Below are 16,901 nucleotides of genomic sequence, written 5' to 3'. Positions count from 1 at the left end.
CCCCCCCCCCCCGCTCCTACAGGGTCGCGACGATTCTCGCGATTGCGAGATCGCACTCAGTCCAATGCGGAATCCGGCGGCGCCATGCGCTGCAGCAGGCCGCGTTGCAGCGCGCTGGCCAACGCCGCTTCGCGGGTGCCGGCTTCCAGCTTGCGGTACAGGTTCTTCAGGTGGAACTTGACCGTGTTCTCCGACAGCGCCAGGCGTCGCGCGATCTGCTTGTTCGCATCGCCCTGCGCCAGCAGCGCCAGCACTTCCAGTTCGCGTTCGCTGAACAGGTCGGCGCCGTTGTCCTGGTCGTGGCGCAGCTTGTCGAGCAGCGCCTGGATGGTCATCGCCAGCGTGGTGTTCGGGGCGGCCTGCGGATCCTGCTGGCGCGCCATGCGCAGCAGCGCCTTGCCCGGCACGCCCAGTTCCAGCAGGCATTGCCAGGCCTGGGTGCTGGCCACGTGCTGCAGCGCGTGACGCAGGTAGGGCAGGGCGGCGGCGGATTCGCCGCGGTCGTGCAGCACCAGCGCGATGCGCGCGCGCACCCGCGCCAGCTGCACCTGGTTGTCGGCCGCCATGCAGGCCGCCTCCACGCCTTGCAGCACCGCCAGCGCGGCGCGGGTGCGTCCGCCCAGGCGGTGCCAGCGGGCCAGGGCGAAGCCGAGCGCGGCGAGGAAGCGCCAATCCTGCGGCTGGCCCAGCGCATGCGCGAACCGCGCCTCGCCGCCGGTGCGCGCGACCAGCACGTCGATCGCCGGCGAGGGCGGCTGGTCGAGCAGCACGTGCAGCCGCCAGGCCAGGGCCAGGTCGGCGAGCCGGCCGAGGTGCCGCGCATGCGCGATGCGGTCGATATGGTCGAGCAGAGCCAGCGCGGCGCGGCCGCTGCGGTCGTGCTGCCGCGCCAGCACCAGCGCGGTCTCGTAGCCGGCGGCATAGATGTCCAGCCAACCGTCGTGCTGTTCCAGGAACCCCAACGCCGGCTGCAGGCAGTCGGCGGCTTCGTCGTAGCGGCCGTGCTCGCATTGCAGCTGCGCCAGCAGGCACTGGCCGACCGCCTGCAGGGTCGGATCGAGCTGTTGCTGGCGCTGGGCGATGGCCAGCGCCTGGCGGCAGATGGCTTCGGCCCGCTCCAGTTGGCCGCGGTAGTAGTGGCTCTGCGCCAGATGGATCAGCGCATAGCTGGTGCCGACTTCGCTGCCGCTGGCCTGCATCGCGGTACCGGCCAGCTGCGCATAGCGCTCGGCGCCGGCGAAATCGGCGCGGCCCAGGGCGGTGGTGGCGCAGATGCACCACAGCGTGCCGCGGCCCAGGCTGTCGTCCTCGTCCAGCGCCGCCGCCTGCGCGGCGATCTGCGCCAGTCCGCGCGGGTTGGCGCAGACCTGGTCGAGCAGGTCGCGCAGCAACGCCACCACCACCGTGTAGTCGCGTTCGAACGGGGCGCGCACCTGTTCGGGGAAATCGCGGAAGCGTTCCAGCAGGGTCTGCGCGTGCGCGAACTCGCCCAGCTTCATGTGCAGGTAGGCCTGGGTCAGGTTCAGCGCGGGCCGCTCGCCGATGCTGCTGCGCGGGAAGCGGCGCAGCAGCGCGCGGATCGGGGCGGTGCCGTGGCGCAGCAGCAACTGCCAGGTGCCGGCGCGGGCGATGCAGTCGGCGGCGCTGTCGATCGCGCCGCCGCGCACCGCATGCCGCACCGCTTCGGGCAACTGTCCGTGCGCGTCGAACCAGTGCGCGGCGCGCCGGTGCAGCTGCGGCGCCAGTCCGGGCGTGTCGCGCTCCAGTTGCTGGTACAGATAATCGGCGAACAGCGGATGGAAGCGGAACCATTCGTGCTCGCCGTCCAGCGCTACCAGCAGGCCCTGGAAGTGCGCCAGCCGCTCCAGCAGGCGACCGCTGTCGTCGCGTTCGCGCACCGCGTCGGCGAGCGCTGCGTTGAACCGCTCCAGTGGCGAGAGCTGCAGCAGCAAGGCGCGCAAGGCCGGATCCAGGTCGTTGAGCACCTGTTCGGCCAGGTATGCCGCCAGCTCGGCGGTGCGTCCGGAGAACCGGCCCAGATCGTCGCGGCGGCGTTCGTCGCCGCCCAGCCATAGCCCGGCCAATTGCAGCGCGACCGCCCAGCCCTCGGTCTGCCGGCGCAGCTGGCGGGCCATCGCCGCCGGCACCTGCGGTCCCAGCAGCGCCAGCGTCTCGGCGTCGTCCAGGGCCAGTTCGCGTGCGCCGATGCGTTCAAGCTGGCCCTGCAGCGCCCAGCGCGCCAATGGCAGCGCCGGTGCGCGCCGTGTCGCCAGCAGCAGGTGCAATTGGCCGCCGGCGTGTTCGACCAGTCGCGTCACCACCTCGTCGAGCGCGCTGGCGTGGCCGCGGTCGTAGTCGTCGAGGATCACCAGCAGGCGTCGCGGCGCGGCGCGGATCGCGCGGATCAGCACCGGCAGGGTGGACGCCACATCCAGGTCCTGGCCCTGCTGCTGCAGCGCGGCCTGCAAGGGTGCGCCGAGTTCGATCCCGGCGCCGCGCGCGGCCAGTGCCAGGTAGGCGAGGAAACGCCCCGGATCGGCGTCGTCCTCGTCCAGCGACAGCCATGCCACCGCGGCGTCGCCGCGCTCGCGCAGGCGCTGGTGCCATTGCCCGAGCAAGGTGGTCTTGCCGAAGCCGGGCGGCGCCAGCAACAGGGTCAGCGGCAGCTCGGCGGCGCGGTCCAGGTGCTGCAACAACGCCTCGCGCGCCACCGCGGCCACGCGCGAGCGCGGCGGCGCCAGTTTGTCGGCCAGCACCCAGTCGGGCATGGCGGGACTGTCGTGCGCGGCCGGAGGGAAACGCGGATTCAACAGCGTGACAGGCTTGAGCATGTCGCCATGAGTGTCTGCAGCGGTCGCCCTTGCGCCCTCTGGCGGTTCGGGTGACGGTACGGAGTCGGACGCGTGCCGGCTCGCCGCGCAGATCGCGGAAAGCGCGTGTGCGGTACCGATTCCACGGGCCCCCGCCCTGATGCCGTCCGTTGGCCGTGAACGTTGAACTTATGACACGGCCGCGACAAAAGCAAAGTCGCGACCGGGTGCTCAGTTTCCGTTCAGCCGGCGGCGACCACGCCGAATGCCTCACGCGCCGCGGCCAGCGTGGCCTCCAGCACGCCTTGGTCGTGCGCGCTGGACAGGAAGCCGGCCTCGTACGCCGAGGGCGCCAGGAACACGCCGCGCGCGAGCATCGCGTGGAAGAAGCGGTTGAACGCGGCGGTGTCGCAGGCGGTGGCCTGGGCGTAGGTCTCGACCTTCTCCGACGTGAAGAACAGCCCGAACATCGCCCCGACCCGGTTGGTGGTGACCGCCACTCCGGCCGCGGCGGCGGCCTGCTCCAGCCCGGCGCACAGCGCGGCGGTGGCCGCATCCAGGCGCTGGTGGAAGCCCGGCGCCTGCACCAGCTCCAGCATCGCCAGGCCGGCGGCCATCGCCACCGGATTGCCGCTCAGCGTGCCGGCCTGGTAGATCGGCCCGGAGGGGGCGATCTGTCGCATCAGCTCGGCGCGGCCGCCATAGGCGCCGACCGGCATGCCGCCACCGATGATCTTGCCGAAGGTGGTCAGGTCCGGCACCACGCCGTAGTGCGCCTGCGCGCCGCCCAGCGCCACGCGGAAGCCGGTCATCACCTCGTCGAAGATCAGCAGCGCGCCGTGGCGGGTGCACAGTTCGCGCAGGTGTTGCAGGTAACCCTCACGCGGCGGGATGCAGTTGGCGTTGCCGACCACCGGCTCGATGATGACGGCGGCGATCTCGCCGCCGATCTGGTCGAACAAGGCGGTGGCCCCTTCGAAGTCGTTGTAGCTCAGCGTCGCGGTGAGTTCGCTCAGGCCTGCCGGCACGCCCGGCGAGGTCGGCACGCCCAGGGTCAGCATGCCGCTGCCGGCCTTGACCAGGAACGAGTCGCCGTGGCCGTGGTAGCAGCCTTCGAACTTGACGATGCGGTTGCGCCCGGTGGCGCCGCGCGCCAGGCGCACTGCCGACAGGGTGGCTTCGGTGCCGGAATTGACCATGCGCACCATCTCGCACGAGGGCACCAGGCGGGTGATGGTGTCGGCCATGGTCACCTCGGCCGGGCACGGTGCGCCGAACGACAGGCCGTCGCCGATCGCGCGCTGCACCGCTTCGCGCACCGCCGGGTGGTTGTGTCCGGCGATCATCGGTCCCCACGAGCCGACGTAGTCGATGTAGCGGTTGCCGTCCACGTCGTACAGGTAGGGGCCGTCGGCGCGCTGCACGAAGAACGGTTCGCCGCCCACCGACTTGAAGGCGCGGACCGGCGAGTTGACGCCGCCGGGGATCAGCGACTGCGCCTGGCTGAAGAGGGCGTGCGAGCGGGAATGGTTCATGAGCGGGGAATCCTTGGCGAGGCTGGCCGGGCCGATGGGGCCGGGCGCGGAGCGATGCCGCCTATTGTCGCGGCTGCCGCCTGCACGTGCCATGTCGCCTACCCGGCAGCGCCGCACCTACCCGTCGTGGCCGGCTCGGCGCTGTGATCCGCTGCCTACTATCGGGATGTCCAGGGGCGCACGACCCGAGAGCCAACGGCGATCGGTCGTGCGGTGGGCGGAGTTTCCACCGTGTTCGCGGCGATCGCCCTTGGCGTTGCCTGCATTTTTCGTTGGGTTGCCAACGATTTTCCATCTTCGGGGAGAGAGCATGCACCGTACGATCCGCAGGAGCGCCCTGGCGCTCGCGTTGGCGCTTGCCGCCGGCAATGGCTATGCGCAGTCCACCACCGGCAGCATCGTCGGCAGCGTGCCGCCCGGCGCCGGCGAGAGCAGCGTGCTGATCACCAACACCAGCGGCTTCAGCCGCGAGGTCAAGGTGGACGAACGCGGCCGCTACGCACAGGGCAATCTGCCGCTGGGCACCTACACGGTCACCCTCAAGCGCGACGGCCAGGTGGTGGAGACGCGCGAGAACATCAGCCTGGTGGTCGGCGCCGGCACCGAAGTCGGCTTCGGCGGCCCGGCGCAGACGCTGGATGCGGTCAACGTGGTGGCCGGCAACGTGGCCAGGATCGACGTGGCCAGTGTCGACAGCCGCACCGTGATCACCGCCGAGCAACTGGCGGTGCTGCCGCTGGGCCGCAGCGCCGAGGCCATCGCGTTGCTGGCGCCGGGCGTGGTCGCCAACAGCGGCGGCTACGACAACGGCCCGCTCGGCGGCTCGCTGGCCAGCTTCGGCGGCTCGGCGGCGAGCGAGAACGCCTATTACCTCAACGGCTTCAACACCACCGATCCGGCCAGCAGCCTGGGCGGGCTGACCTTGCCGTACGGCGCGATCGACCAGCAGGAAATCTTCACCGGCGGCTACGGCGCGCAATACGGCCGTTCCAACGGCGGCGTGATCAGCCAGGTCGGCAAGCGCGGCAGCAACGAATGGCATTTCGGCGCGGCGGTGATCTGGCAACCGGACAGCCTCAGCGCCAGGCAGAGCGACCTGTATTTCCGCAAGGACAGCGTGTATTGGAATCCGAGTCCAAGCAATACCAAATACACCGCCGGCAACTACATGCCGCTGAGCGAGACCAAGGCCGACAAGACCACCTACAGCGCCTACCTCGGCGGTCCGCTGGTGCAGGATCGATTGTTCTTCTTCCTGGCGCTGGAGCAGGTCGATTCCAGCGGTACCCGCGTCGCCGATGCGCGGGTCACCTCCGGCGGCATCTCCGGCTCGCCGTGGACCCGCTACGACTACAAGCAGACCCGCGCCTACGCCAAGATCGACTGGCAGATCAGCGACAACCACCTGCTCGAATTCACCGGCGCGCAGGACAAGGCGCGCACCAACGGCAACATCTACGGCTACGACTACGTCAATCGCGAAGTCGGCAGCTATGTGGGCCGCGAAGCCAAGAACGAGTTCGGCCCGACCCTGTTCCTGGGCAAGTACACCGGCTATTTCGGCGACAACCTCACCTTCACCGCGCTGTACGGCAAGGAGAGCCTGCCCAACAAGCTCACCGCGATCGGTTACGACGCCGGCAACGGCCCGTTCCTCAACAGCGTCGACAACCAGAACCCGGCGTACGTCGGCGCAACGCCGATCAGCAACCAGCAGCGCGTCGTCTCGATCACCGATCCGGACCGCGAGTACAAGAAGGACAACCTGCGCCTCAATCTCAACTGGCGGCTCGGCGCGCACAGCATCGACGTCGGCATCGACAACCAGAAGAGCGAGGCGATCAACATCGGCACGTACAAGTCCGGCCCCGGCTATGCGTGGACCTACGGCTACACGCCGGACCCGTACGGCCTCAACAGCGGCGGCCAGGTCAGCGGTTCGGTGGCCGAGGACGGCAGCATCGGCGTGCCCAGCCCGGGCCTGGCCGATCCCACCTACGGCAGCACCGGCTACTACGTCACCCAGGACATCGACACCAACCTGTATTCCTACGACGCCAAGCAGACCGCGTACTACCTCGAAGACCACTGGCAGGCCACCGACAGACTGATGCTCTCGCTCGGCGTGCGCAACGACAGCTTCACCAACTACACCCCGTTCGGCCAGGCCTACATCGAACTGAAGAACCAGTGGGCGCCGCGGCTGGGCTTCAGCTGGGACGTCCACGGCGATTCCAGCCTGAAGGTGTACGGCAACATCGGCCGCTACTACCTCGGCCTGCCGCTGTCGCCGGCGGGCCTGTTCACCCCCGCGGTGTCCACCAGCACCTACTACACCTACAGCGGCATCAATGCCGACGGCACGCCGATCCTGGCCACCCAGCTGGCGCCGCCGGTGTCGGCCAACTCGCGTTTCGGCCGGCTCGCCGACGTGCGCACCGCGGTGGCCGAGGACATCAAGGGCGAGAACCAGGACGAGGTCATTCTCGGCTTCACCACGGTGTTGCCGAACGATTGGGTGTTCGGCGTGCGCGGCACCCACCGCCGGCTCAACGACGGCATCGACGACACCAACCTCGACAACTCCAACGCGGGCCTGGTGGCGGCGGCCGCCGCCGCGGGCGTGGACATCGACTGGACCAAGAACGCCAGCGCGGCGCTGGTCAATCCGGGCAAGACCAATACCTACCGGGTGATCGGTACCGACGGCCAGGTGCATGCGCTGACCGTGACCCGCGAGCAGGGCGGCTACCCCGAATTCAAGCGCCGCTATTCGGCGCTGGAATTCAACCTGGAGCGTCCGTTCGACGGCCGCTGGTACACCAAGATGAGCTACGTGTGGTCGCACAGCTACGGCACCACCGAAGGCCAGTTGCGTTCGGACCTGTGGCGCACCGGCGGCGCGCTGGGCAGCTACCAGGGCCAGGCGGCGACCTCGACCACGCAGAGCTGGGACCATGCGGCGCTGATGGAGAACTTCAACGGCAACCAGTCCAACGACCGCCGCCATCAGCTGAAGGCATACGGCTTCTATCAGCTGACCGAGGAGTGGGGCACGTCCGCGAACCTGAGCCTGATTTCCGGCGCGCCACGGCCGTGCCTGGGTTACTACTACGGCAGCAACTACGACGCCGGCGACCGCGACCCGGCCGGCTATGCCAATCCCAGCATCACCGGCGGCACGTACCACTTCTGCTACAACCCGGCCACCGGCACCGGCGAGGCGTCGCCGCCGGGGTCGCATGGCAATCTTGGCTGGGTGGCGCAACTCGACCTGGGCCTGACCTACAAGCCGAAGTTCGCCGAAGGCAAACTGGCGCTGAGCCTGGACGTGTTCAACGTCACCAACCGGCAGACGGTGACCAATGTCTATCCGTTCTCCGAATTGAATCCTGGTCAAGTCAATCCGCTATGGAACCAGGCAGTGGCCTACCAGGCGCCGCGCTCGGCACGGGTGACGCTGAGCTACGACTTCTGAGCGCGCATGGTTCCAAGCCCCTCTCCCGTCGGGAGAGGGGTTGGGGTGAGGGTACGTGCGCGAAGCGCCTCGCGAAGTTTGGGTGCCCGAGGCTGCGCCCGTCCCCTCATCCGCCCCTGCGGGGCACCTTCCCCCGAAAAGGGGCCATGGTCCCGAGGGGAGAGGGAATAGCCTAAGCCCCTCTCCCACCGGGAGAGGGGTTGGGGTGAGGGTACGGGCGCGAAGCGCTTCGCGGAGTTTGGAGGCGCGAGGCTTCGCACCAAGAGCGCTCCGCCAGCGGCGCATTCGATATCCGCGCCGGCGCCCCCGCCTCAGTCGAAGCAGGCGCGGTAGGCGGCCAGCGCGGCAGGCGGATCCTCGGCGTCGAACACGCCGCTGATCACCGCCAGCAGGTCGGTGCCGGCGGCGACCAGGGCGCGGCCGTTGTCGGGACGCACCCCGCCGATCGCCACCCGCGGCAATCCCAGCGCCGCGGCATCGCGCAGCAGGCCGGGGTCGGCGCGGCGCGTGGTGACCTTGCTGCGGGTGGGGAAGAACGCGCCGAAGGCGACGTAGCTGGCGCCGGCCGCGGCGGCGGCGCGGGCCAGCGCGAGGTCGTCGTAGCACGAGGCGCCGATCAGCGCGTCGGCACCGAGCGCTGCGCGCGCGGTGGCCAGGTCGCCGTCGTCTTCGCCCAGGTGCACGCCGGCGGCGCCGACCGCCTGCGCCAGGGCCACGTCGTCGTTGACGATCAGCGGCACCCCGGCCTGCGCGCACAGCGCCTGCAGCGCCGTCGCCTGGGCCAGGCGCTGCGCCGCGTCGGCGCGCTTGTTGCGGTACTGCAGCCAGGTCGGGCCGTGGCCGAGCAGCGGCGCCACGCGCGCCAGCAGGCGCGCGCCGTCGGCCTCGTCGGGCGTGATCAGGTAGACGCCGCGGGGCGGCGGTGATGCATTCATGGAGGAGCCTTCCGGTGTGCAGGCGACGGTGGGACAATGCCCCTCCGTTCGGCCCGTAGACCCGCGATTATCCAATGAGCGATGCCACTGCCACCACCTACCGCGCCTGGATGTGCGTCGTCTGCGGCTTCATCTACCGGGAAATCGACGGCCTGCCGGAAGAGGGCATCGCCCCCGGCACCCGCTGGGAAGACGTGCCCGACACCTGGACCTGCCCGGACTGCGGCGTGACCAAGGACGATTTCGAGATTGTGGAGATGGACTGAAGACCGGGATTGGGGAGTCGGCATTAGGGATTCGCAAAAGCGGCCTCAGCGGTTATCCGGCGATTGCTTCGCCTGTAGGAGTGGCTTAGCTCCGGCGCATGCCAATAAATCAGGTTGGAGTTGCACCGCTCCCACAGGATGCGGCGAATCAGCAGCCACCGCCGAACCGGCTTTTGCGAATCCCCAATCCCAAATCCCCAATCCCGGCCCTCAATGCATGCGCTGCGCCCGCGCGCTAAGTTCCACCAGGCGTTCGCGGATCGGCAGCACGTCGTTGGCTTCCGGGTTCAGTTGCAGGTAGCGGCCCAGGTCGCGGCGCGCGCCGGGGACGTAGTCCATCTGCAGGTAGGCCAGGCCGCGATCGCGCAGGGCTTCGGGCTGGTCGGGCATCAGTTTGAGCACGCGGTCGGCGCTGCGCGCGGCGCGATCCCATTCGTCGCGTTCGGCGTAGACGCCGTGCAGGTTGCGCAGCACCCGGGTCAGGATCGCGCGGTGCGGCGCCGGATCCAGGATCTGCAGCAGAGCACGGTCGTCCGGGGTCTCGCCGCCCAGGTGCGGACGCGCGCGTTCGCGCAGTTCTTCCACCGCCAGCGGGCGGCCGCCGTTGAACGGGTCCATCACCAGCAGGCCGTCGTCCACCGGCAGGCGCACCAGGAAGTGTCCGGGGAAGGACACGCCGTCGAGCGGGATGTCCAGCCGCCGCGCCACTTCCATCTGCACCAGCGCCAGCGAGATCGGATTGCCCAGGCGGCGCTCGAAGACCTCGTTCATGTAGCTGTTGCGCGGGTCGTAGTACTCGTCGTGGTTGCCGCTGTAGCCGAGTTCCTCGAACAGGTGGCGGTTGATCGCCGCCATCTTCAGCGGCCACGGCTCGATCATCGCCACTTCGTGGCGCAGGTGCTCGGCGTGGTTCTGCGCCAGCGTGTCGTAGTGCTCGGCATCCAGTTCCGGATACTCGTCGCGGGCGATCAGCAGCGCGGTGGCCAGCAGCGGCAGCGCATCGTCGTCCAGCGCGGCCAGGGTATTCCAGCTCGGCAATGTCAGTCGGTCGACCATGGCCCAAGACTGGCTGCAAAGTGCGACGCGATCAAGTCCGGCGGTTCCCGACAGCGGTGTCGGGTTCAGCGCCACAGCGGCGGCGCTTTTTTCCGACGCCGGCGCGGCTCAGCGGGCGGTGGGGATGCCCGGGCCGAAGCTCAGTTCGGCGCCGTCCTGCAGCTTGAGTTGCGCGGCCTGGCCGGCATTGAGTTCCAGCACGTAGCGCGCCGGCGCGTTGCTGGGATAGGGCGGGCAGGCGTTGCCGGCCGAGCACGGCGGCACGTCGCGCTGCTGCGCCACCAGCTTGCGCTGGGTGTCGAAGTACAGGATGTCCAGGGCGATCTTGGTGTTCTTCATCCAGTACGCCTGCGGTTCCTCGCGGTCGTGGATGAACAGCATGCCGTGGTCGGCGTCCATCTGGTCGCGGAACATCAGTCCGCGCGCGCGGGTCGCATCGTCCTGGGCCAGCTCGACCTGGTAACGGTGTCCGGCCAGTTCCACCCAATGGCCGCCGGCGCTGGCGCAGCCGCTGAGGGTCAGCAGGACGAGGACGAACAGGGCGCGGAACAGGGACATGGCGTTGCCGGGGAAGGTGGGATCAGCGCGCACCTTGTTGCATGGTGGGTGGCGAGTCAAGAGAGCCGGGAGTGGGGATTCGGGATTGGGGATTCGCAACAGCGGATTCGGAGGCCGGAGGGAGATTTTGGCTTTTACCAATCCCCAATCCCGAATCCCCAATCCCGCGCGCGTCCTACAGGACGCGCGGCGGCTCGCCACCGACGATCACCACGTCGGCCGGGCGGCGCGCGAACAGGCCGACGCAGACCACGCCGGGGATCTGGTTCAGTTCGCGCTCCAGCGCCACCGGATCGGTGATGCTGAGGTGGTGCACGTCGAGCACCACGTTGCCGTTGTCGGTGACCACGCCGTCGCGCCAGACCGGCTGGCCGCCGGTGCGCGCCAGGATCTCGCGCGCGACCAGGCTGCGCGCCATCGGGATCACCTCGATCGGCAGCGGGAACGCGCCCAGCGTCTGCACCTGCTTGCTCGGGTCGATGATGCAGACGAAACGCTCGCTGGCCTCGGCGATGATCTTCTCGCGGGTCAGCGCGGCGCCGCCGCCCTTGATCAGGCAACGGTTCGGATCGCACTCGTCGGCGCCGTCCACGTACAGCGACAGGTTGCCGGTGTGGTTCAGCTCCAGCACCTCGATGCCGTGCTGGCGCAGGCGCGCGGTGCTCTGCTCGGAGCTGGACACCGCGCCCTTGATGCGATGGCCGATGCGGCCCAGCGCGTCGATGAAGTAGGCCACGGTGGAGCCGGTGCCGACGCCGACGATCATGCCGTCTTCGACGTATTCGATGGCTTTTTCGGCGGCCAGGCGTTTGCTTTCGGACATGGGGGGCTCGGGATTCGTGATTGGGGATTGGGGATTCGTCAAAGCGGCAGGCGGGGCCGGGCAGGAGACGAATCCCCAATGCCCAATCCCCAATCCCGGCTACTCGAGCGCCAACAGCAGCTTCCACTGCGCGGCGCTGACCGGGAACACCGACAGGCGGTTGCTGCGCGCGGTCAGCGGGAAGCCTTCGCCGAGCGCGTCGGCGTGCTGCTTGATCTCGTCCAGCGCGATGGTGCGCGCGAGCTTGCGCTCGAACGCCACGTCCACCAGATACCAGCGCGGCTGTTCGCGGGTGGCCTTGGGGTCGTGGTAGTCGGAGGTGGGATCGAACTGGGTGACGTCCGGATACGCGTCGCTGGCCACCGTGGCGGTGCCGACGATGCCGGGCACCTTGCAGTTGGAGTGATAGAACAGGATGCCGTCGCCGACCTTCATGCCGTCGCGCATGAAGTTGCGCGCCTGGTAGTTGCGCACCCCGTTCCAGGGTTCGCTGCCGACCCGCTGCAGGTCGTCGATCGAGAAGGCGTCCGGTTCGGACTTCATCAGCCAGTAGCGCTTGCGTGCGGTCATGCGGGGAGATCGGTCGCGGTCAGGAGGGTGTGGGAGTCGGTGCAGACCGCATCCAGCGCCACGTCCCAGGCGGCGACGGACAGCGCGTCGACCTGCTGCGCAGCGAAGGCGGCGCCGACCAGCCAGGGCGGAGGCGCTTGCCGCTGGCGAAATGCGAAGCTGCGATCATACCAGCCGCCCCCCATGCCCAGGCGTCCGCCGCCGGCGTCGAAGCCGACCAGCGGCGCCACCACCAGCGCCATCTGCTCGGGCGCCAGCGTCGCCTCGGCGGCGACATCGGGTTCGGGAATGCCGTAGCGGTTGGCGGTCAGCGGCTGCCCCGGGCGCCACGGCGCGAAACGCAGGGTGTTGCCGCTGAGCACCGGCAGGCAGTACTGCACGCCGGCCGGCAGGCTCAATTGCCAGCGGTGCAGCGCGATCTCCCCGTCCATCGCCCAATAGCCGGCGACGTGGCCGTGCTGCGGCGCGAACGGCAGGTCCAGCAAGCGCAGCGCCAGCGCGTCGGCGGCGGCCAGGCGCGCGGCGGCGGGGAGCGCGCGGCGGCGCGCGCGCAGTTGCTGGCGCAGGAGGTCGCGGTCGTCGGGAGTCATCGGGCAGGCGCGGGAAGGGACGGCGCTATTGTCGGTGCCGGCGCGTGGACTGGCTAGGGCGTTGCCGTCGTCGCGGCATCAGGCGTAGATCGCCACCGTCTGCCGGCCCGACAGCACCAGCTGCCCGGCTTCGTCCCAGATCTGCATGTCCTGCAGCGAGTAGCCGTCGGCGGCGTGCTGGCTGGCCGAACGCAGCAGGAACCAGTCGCCTGCCGCGGCTGGCTGCGGAAAATCCAGGGTCCAGGTCATCGAGCTGACCGGCGCCGGTTCGGTGAAGCAGGCCATCGCCGCCGGCGGCAGGCTGTCGCCGAGCGCGACCAAGGCCAGGCTCGGATCCACGCCCGCGCTGTCGCGATGGCGCACCCAGACCATCAGCTCCGGGCTGGCCGCGGCGGACACCGGCAGCGCGCCGCCGGCCAGGCGCATCTCGAAGTTGGCGGCGAACGCCGGAGTGATCGCGCTGGCGGCGATCGGCGTTGCGGCGTCGGGCCCGCACACCGCGGGCCGCGTAGGCATGAAGTCGTGGGCGATGCGGCTGGGACGCGGCTGCGCGAACAGCAGCGCCGCGCGCAGCGCGACCTGCGCGCCGGCCAGGCAATCGACCGCGATCGAGGTGGCGGACTTGCCTTGGCGCAACGGCTGCGCCTGGAAACGCAGGGTGGCGTCTGTGGGGCCGACGAACCAGATATGCGCCGACTTCAGCGGCGGCAGCGCGGACGGCGCCGCGCGCAGCGCGGTCTGCAGCGCCAGCGCCGCGGACAGGCCACCGAAGGCGGTGCGTCCCTGCAACCAGCTGGCAGGCACGTCGAACCCGGCGTTCGGGTCGAAGCGGTCGATGATCTGGGCGAGCGAGGGCATGCGGCGTCTCCTGGAAGGGCGCGACAGTATCCCAGGCTTGCGCGGGCGGCTGGTCGGTGCGGGGACGCCGTGCGCTGCGGGGACGCCAGCGACGGCGCCGAGGCGATGGGGCGTCGGGCGTGGCGCATGCCGGACGCACAAAAGGAAACGGCGCCTTGCGGCGCCGTTTCCGGGATATTGCATTCTCCGCCATGACGATGCGTGCGAAACGACCTTGAACCCGGGGTTCAAGTGGGATAGCTGGGGAACCATCGGGCTTCCCGCTACAAGGCGGACCTGCACACCCGATTCCGTCGCCATCCCGTGGTCGTAATTAAGGGACAAGGCGAATGTTTGCACACGCTGTCGTTTACAGCAGAGAACGCAAGCGAAGTATAGCGCCGTCGCCGCGCTTGGCTAGTCCGTTCGTCGGTCGCGCGGTACGGCGCAATTCACGTTGATGATCGAAATGCGAGGCGTGTATCAACGCGCCGTATCGACCACGCCGTCGAGCCGGCGATTGAGATCGGCGAGCGTGCGCGCCATCTCATGATCGCGCCGGGCCTGCTCGTCGCGCAGTTGCTGCAGCTCGTGCGCCAGGTTCAAGGCGGCCAGCACCGCGACCCGGTCCACCGCGGCCATGCGGTTGCTGCCGCGCACCTCGCGCATCTTCGCGTCGAGCAGGCGCGCGGCGGCGAGCAGGCTGTCGCGTTCTTCGGCCTCGACGCCGACGGTGTATTCGCGGTCCAGGATGCGGACGCTGACCGGTTCGCTCACGTGTGCTGCTCCAGCGACTTGAGCCGGGTGATCATCGCCTCGACCCGCGAGCGCGCCTGCTCGTTCTTGGTCAGCAACTGCGAGCGCTCGCCGATCAACTGCTCCTGCTGCTGGCGCAGGCTGCGGTTCTCGTCGGCGAGGCGCTGGCAGCGCTCGACCAGCGTTTCCACGCGTGTGGCGAGGGTGCGAAGCTGGGCGAGGGCGTCGGGGCTGTCCATGGCGCCCACGATAGGCATGCGCCCGAGCGGCGGTCAAGACGCCGGCGGACGGCGCGACGGCCGCCGCTCAGGCGGGCAGCAGCAGCGGCTGCCGCAGCAACTGCAGGCAGGCGTCCGGTTCCAGTGCCGGCGCGACCAGATGGCCCTGGATCTCGTCGCAGCCGTGCTGGCGCAGGAAGGCCAGCTGGCCGGGCAGCTCCACGCCTTCGGCGACCACTTTCAGGGTCAGCGAGTGGCCCATCGCGATGATGGTGCTGGTGATCGCCTCGTCGTCCGGATCGCGGGTCAGGTCGCCGATGAATTCCTGGTCGATCTTCAAGGTGTTGATCGGCAAGCGCTTCAGGTAGGCCAGCGACGAATAGCCGGTGCCGAAGTCGTCGATCGCCAGGGCCAGGCCCAGGGCGCGGCAGGCGTGCAGGGTGGCGGCGTTCTTGCCAACCTGCGACATCACCACGCTTTCGGTGAGTTCCAGCTCGACGTTGCCGGCCGGGACCCCGGTCTCGGCCAGGATCCGCGCCATCAACGCCGGCAGGTCGCCGCGCTCGAGCTGGATCGCCGAGACGTTGACCGACATGCACAAGTCGGTCAGGCCCAGCTGGCGCCATTCGCGCAGCGTGCTGCAGGCCTGGCGCAGCACCCATTCGCCGATCTCCAGGATCAGCCCGGTTTCTTCGGCCAGGGGGATGAACTGGCTCGGCGAAACCGTGCCGAAATCGGCGCTGTGCCAGCGCAGCAGCGCTTCCACGCCGACCACGCGCTGCTCGCGCAGCGAATAGCGCGGCTGGTAGACCAGCTTCAGCTCCTGGTCGAACGGGATCTTGCGCAGGCTGCTGGCCAGCGTGGCGCGGTGGCGGGTGGCCTCGTCCATGCGCGCCGAATAGACCTGCACGTTGCGGCGCCCGGCGGCCTTGGCCTGGTACATCGCGGTGTCGGCATGCTTGAGCAGTTCGCTGGGCAGCAACGCGTGCTGCGGGAACAGCGAGATGCCGATCGACGAGGAGATCGCCACTTCGCGGCGATCCTCCAGTTGCAGCGGCGCATCGAACGCGGCCAGCACGCGCGTGGCGACGGCTTCGGCCTCGGCCTGATCGGCGATGTCCTCCACCACCACGGTGAACTCGTCGCCGGCCAGGCGCGCGACCGTGTGCTGCGGGCCCACCGCCTGCTGCAGGCGTTCGGCGACCGCGCGCAGCACCCGGTCGCCGACCGCATGGCCGAGCGAATCGTTGATGTCCTTGAACCGGTCCAGGTCCAGGAACAGCACCGCCACCGAACTGCCCTGGCGCCGCGCGCGCACGATCGCGCGCGCCAGCCGCTCGGACAGCAGCGCGCGGTTGGGCAGGCTGGTCAGCGTGTCGTAGTTGGCCAGGTAGCGCAGTTCCTGCTCGGCGCGCTTCTGGTCGGTGATGTCTTCCAGCACCACCACGTGGAAGCTGTGCCGGCCGTCGGCGTCGACGACCGTGTTGCGGCGCACGTGGCAGAGGATTTCCAGGCCGTCCTTGCGCCGCTTCCAGGCATCGCCGCGCCAGGACCGGCCGCGCTCGAGCGGCGGCGCGGCGGGCACGTCGGGCGCATGGTCGAGCAGGGTCATCGGCTGGCCGAGCACCTCGCGTTCGCTGTAGCCGGTGATGCGGGTGAAGGCCGGGTTGACCGAGATGAAGCGCAAGTCTTCGTCCAGCACCGCGACCGCCTCGCTCATGCTGCGCAGCACTTCGCTGGCGATGCGCCGTTCCAGGTCGGCCTGGCGGTGCGAGGTGATGTCGCGTGCGGTGCCGGCGAGCCGGCGCGGCTTGCCGGCGGCGTCGTAGTCGACCACGCGGCCGCGCACCCGCGCCCACAGCCACACGCCGTCGCCGGCCAGGTCCACCCGGTACTCGGCCACGTAGACCGGGGTCAGGCCCTGCAGGTGTTCGCGCAGCGCGCGCTCGGCCTGCGGCACGTCGTCGGGGTGGATGCGCAGCGGATCGTCCTCGCGGATCACCATGGTGATCTCCTGCGCATGCGGCGCCGCCTCGTCGGCGCGCATGCGGCGCAGCTTGCGCTGCTGCAGGTCGTAATCCCAGAAGTGCTCGCCGGAGGCCCACAGCGCCAGCTTCAGATGGCGGTCGCGCTGTTGCAGCTGCTGCTGGCGTTGCTGCTGTTGCTGCATGCGCCGCCGCCAGTGCAGCGCCTGCAGCGCGGAAACCAGCGCGGCCACCGCCAGGATCGCCGCTGCGGCGGCCCAACCCCAGCGCCAATCCGTTCCGGCATGGCCGGCAATTCCCGCAGCGACGTGCTCGATCGACATGGCGGGAAGAGGGCTTCGGTCAGGAAAGGGGGTGGTGGAGTGTAGGCGCCCGCCGGAAGCCTTCACAAGCAGCGCGACACATGCGGATTGCTACACTGCGCAGTCCCGCTCCGCCGCTGGCCCCGACTCTCCGTGGCGAGCGCACAACAGGCCTTGCGTCC

Annotated in this window: 14 protein-coding genes and 1 other RNA gene; 2 read left to right on the top strand and 13 right to left on the bottom strand. The window is 69.6% G+C overall.

What is annotated here, in order from left to right; genetic code table 11:
* Positions 1 to 56: 56 nt before the first annotated feature.
* Both H9658_RS04535 and hemL read right to left on the bottom strand, forming a co-directional pair.
* The gene (locus H9658_RS04535; protein ID WP_191824504.1) at positions 57 to 2,831 is read right to left on the bottom strand and encodes a LuxR C-terminal-related transcriptional regulator; all 2,775 of its coding nucleotides are present in this window, start codon (positions 2,829 to 2,831) and stop codon (positions 57 to 59) included.
* Positions 2,832 to 3,052: 221 nt separating this feature from the next.
* Complete coding sequence (gene hemL / locus H9658_RS04530) at positions 3,053 to 4,345, bottom strand: glutamate-1-semialdehyde 2,1-aminomutase (RefSeq protein WP_191824503.1); 1,293 nt, start codon at positions 4,343 to 4,345, stop codon at positions 3,053 to 3,055.
* Positions 4,346 to 4,655: 310 nt separating this feature from the next.
* On the opposite strand from hemL, the gene H9658_RS04525 reads away from it, so the two are divergent.
* Complete coding sequence (locus tag H9658_RS04525) at positions 4,656 to 7,823, top strand: TonB-dependent receptor (RefSeq protein WP_191824502.1); 3,168 nt, start codon at positions 4,656 to 4,658, stop codon at positions 7,821 to 7,823.
* Between the two features lie 311 nt (positions 7,824 to 8,134).
* On the opposite strand, the gene thiE is transcribed toward H9658_RS04525, so the two are convergent.
* A complete protein-coding gene (gene thiE, locus H9658_RS04520) occupies positions 8,135 to 8,758 on the bottom strand; it encodes a thiamine phosphate synthase (RefSeq protein ID WP_191824501.1) in 624 nt (207 codons plus the stop codon).
* Positions 8,759 to 8,832: 74 nt separating this feature from the next.
* On the opposite strand from thiE, the gene H9658_RS04515 reads away from it, so the two are divergent.
* Complete coding sequence (locus tag H9658_RS04515; RefSeq protein ID WP_191824500.1) at positions 8,833 to 9,024, top strand: rubredoxin; 192 nt, start codon at positions 8,833 to 8,835, stop codon at positions 9,022 to 9,024.
* A 210-nt stretch (positions 9,025 to 9,234) separates the two neighbouring features.
* Here H9658_RS04515 and H9658_RS04510 read toward each other — a convergent pair whose 3' ends face one another.
* The 10 genes from H9658_RS04510 to H9658_RS04465 form a co-directional block, all read right to left on the bottom strand.
* On the bottom strand, positions 9,235 to 10,149 hold the full coding sequence (locus H9658_RS04510) for a SirB1 family protein (RefSeq protein ID WP_406848102.1): 915 nt from the start codon (positions 10,147 to 10,149) through the stop codon (positions 9,235 to 9,237).
* A gap of 39 nt (positions 10,150 to 10,188) precedes the next feature.
* Positions 10,189 to 10,638 carry a DUF192 domain-containing protein gene (locus H9658_RS04505; RefSeq protein WP_179566987.1) on the bottom strand — a complete coding sequence of 150 codons (450 nt, stop codon included), beginning with the start codon at positions 10,636 to 10,638 and terminating at the stop codon, positions 10,189 to 10,191.
* A 175-nt stretch (positions 10,639 to 10,813) separates the two neighbouring features.
* Entirely contained in the window at positions 10,814 to 11,461 is a 648-nt protein-coding gene (rpiA, locus tag H9658_RS04500; protein WP_145702709.1) for a ribose-5-phosphate isomerase RpiA, read from the bottom strand.
* 99 nt (positions 11,462 to 11,560) lie between these two features.
* Positions 11,561 to 12,031 (bottom strand): EVE domain-containing protein, encoded by a 471-nt coding sequence (locus H9658_RS04495; RefSeq protein WP_191824499.1) that lies wholly within the window; start codon positions 12,029 to 12,031, stop codon positions 11,561 to 11,563.
* Complete coding sequence (locus H9658_RS04490) at positions 12,028 to 12,621, bottom strand: 5-formyltetrahydrofolate cyclo-ligase (RefSeq protein ID WP_191824498.1); 594 nt, start codon at positions 12,619 to 12,621, stop codon at positions 12,028 to 12,030. The genes H9658_RS04495 and H9658_RS04490 overlap by 4 nt, the downstream gene beginning before the upstream one ends.
* Positions 12,622 to 12,699: 78 nt before the next feature.
* Positions 12,700 to 13,479, bottom strand: coding sequence for an acyl-CoA thioesterase (locus H9658_RS04485; protein ID WP_191824497.1), 780 nt, complete (start codon positions 13,477 to 13,479; stop codon positions 12,700 to 12,702).
* Positions 13,480 to 13,658: 179 nt separating this feature from the next.
* Positions 13,659 to 13,843, bottom strand: a non-coding RNA gene (ssrS, locus tag H9658_RS04480) — 6S RNA.
* Positions 13,844 to 13,941: 98 nt separating this feature from the next.
* Positions 13,942 to 14,235, bottom strand: coding sequence for a cell division protein ZapA (locus tag H9658_RS04475; RefSeq protein WP_003471552.1), 294 nt, complete (start codon positions 14,233 to 14,235; stop codon positions 13,942 to 13,944).
* A complete protein-coding gene (locus tag H9658_RS04470; protein ID WP_179566973.1) occupies positions 14,232 to 14,453 on the bottom strand; it encodes a TIGR02449 family protein in 222 nt (73 codons plus the stop codon). Before H9658_RS04470 ends, H9658_RS04475 begins: the two co-directional genes overlap by 4 nt.
* Positions 14,454 to 14,520: 67 nt before the next feature.
* Positions 14,521 to 16,740: a putative bifunctional diguanylate cyclase/phosphodiesterase gene (locus tag H9658_RS04465; RefSeq protein ID WP_191824496.1), complete on the bottom strand. Its 2,220-nt coding sequence runs from the start codon at positions 16,738 to 16,740 to the stop codon at positions 14,521 to 14,523.
* Positions 16,741 to 16,901: the final 161 nt, after the last annotated feature.

Source organism: Xanthomonas bonasiae, from assembly GCF_014836395.1.
Classification (GTDB): domain Bacteria; phylum Pseudomonadota; class Gammaproteobacteria; order Xanthomonadales; family Xanthomonadaceae; genus Xanthomonas_A; species Xanthomonas_A bonasiae.
Note: the sequence above shows the minus strand (reverse complement) of the source record. Positions and strands in the feature narration are given on the sequence as shown.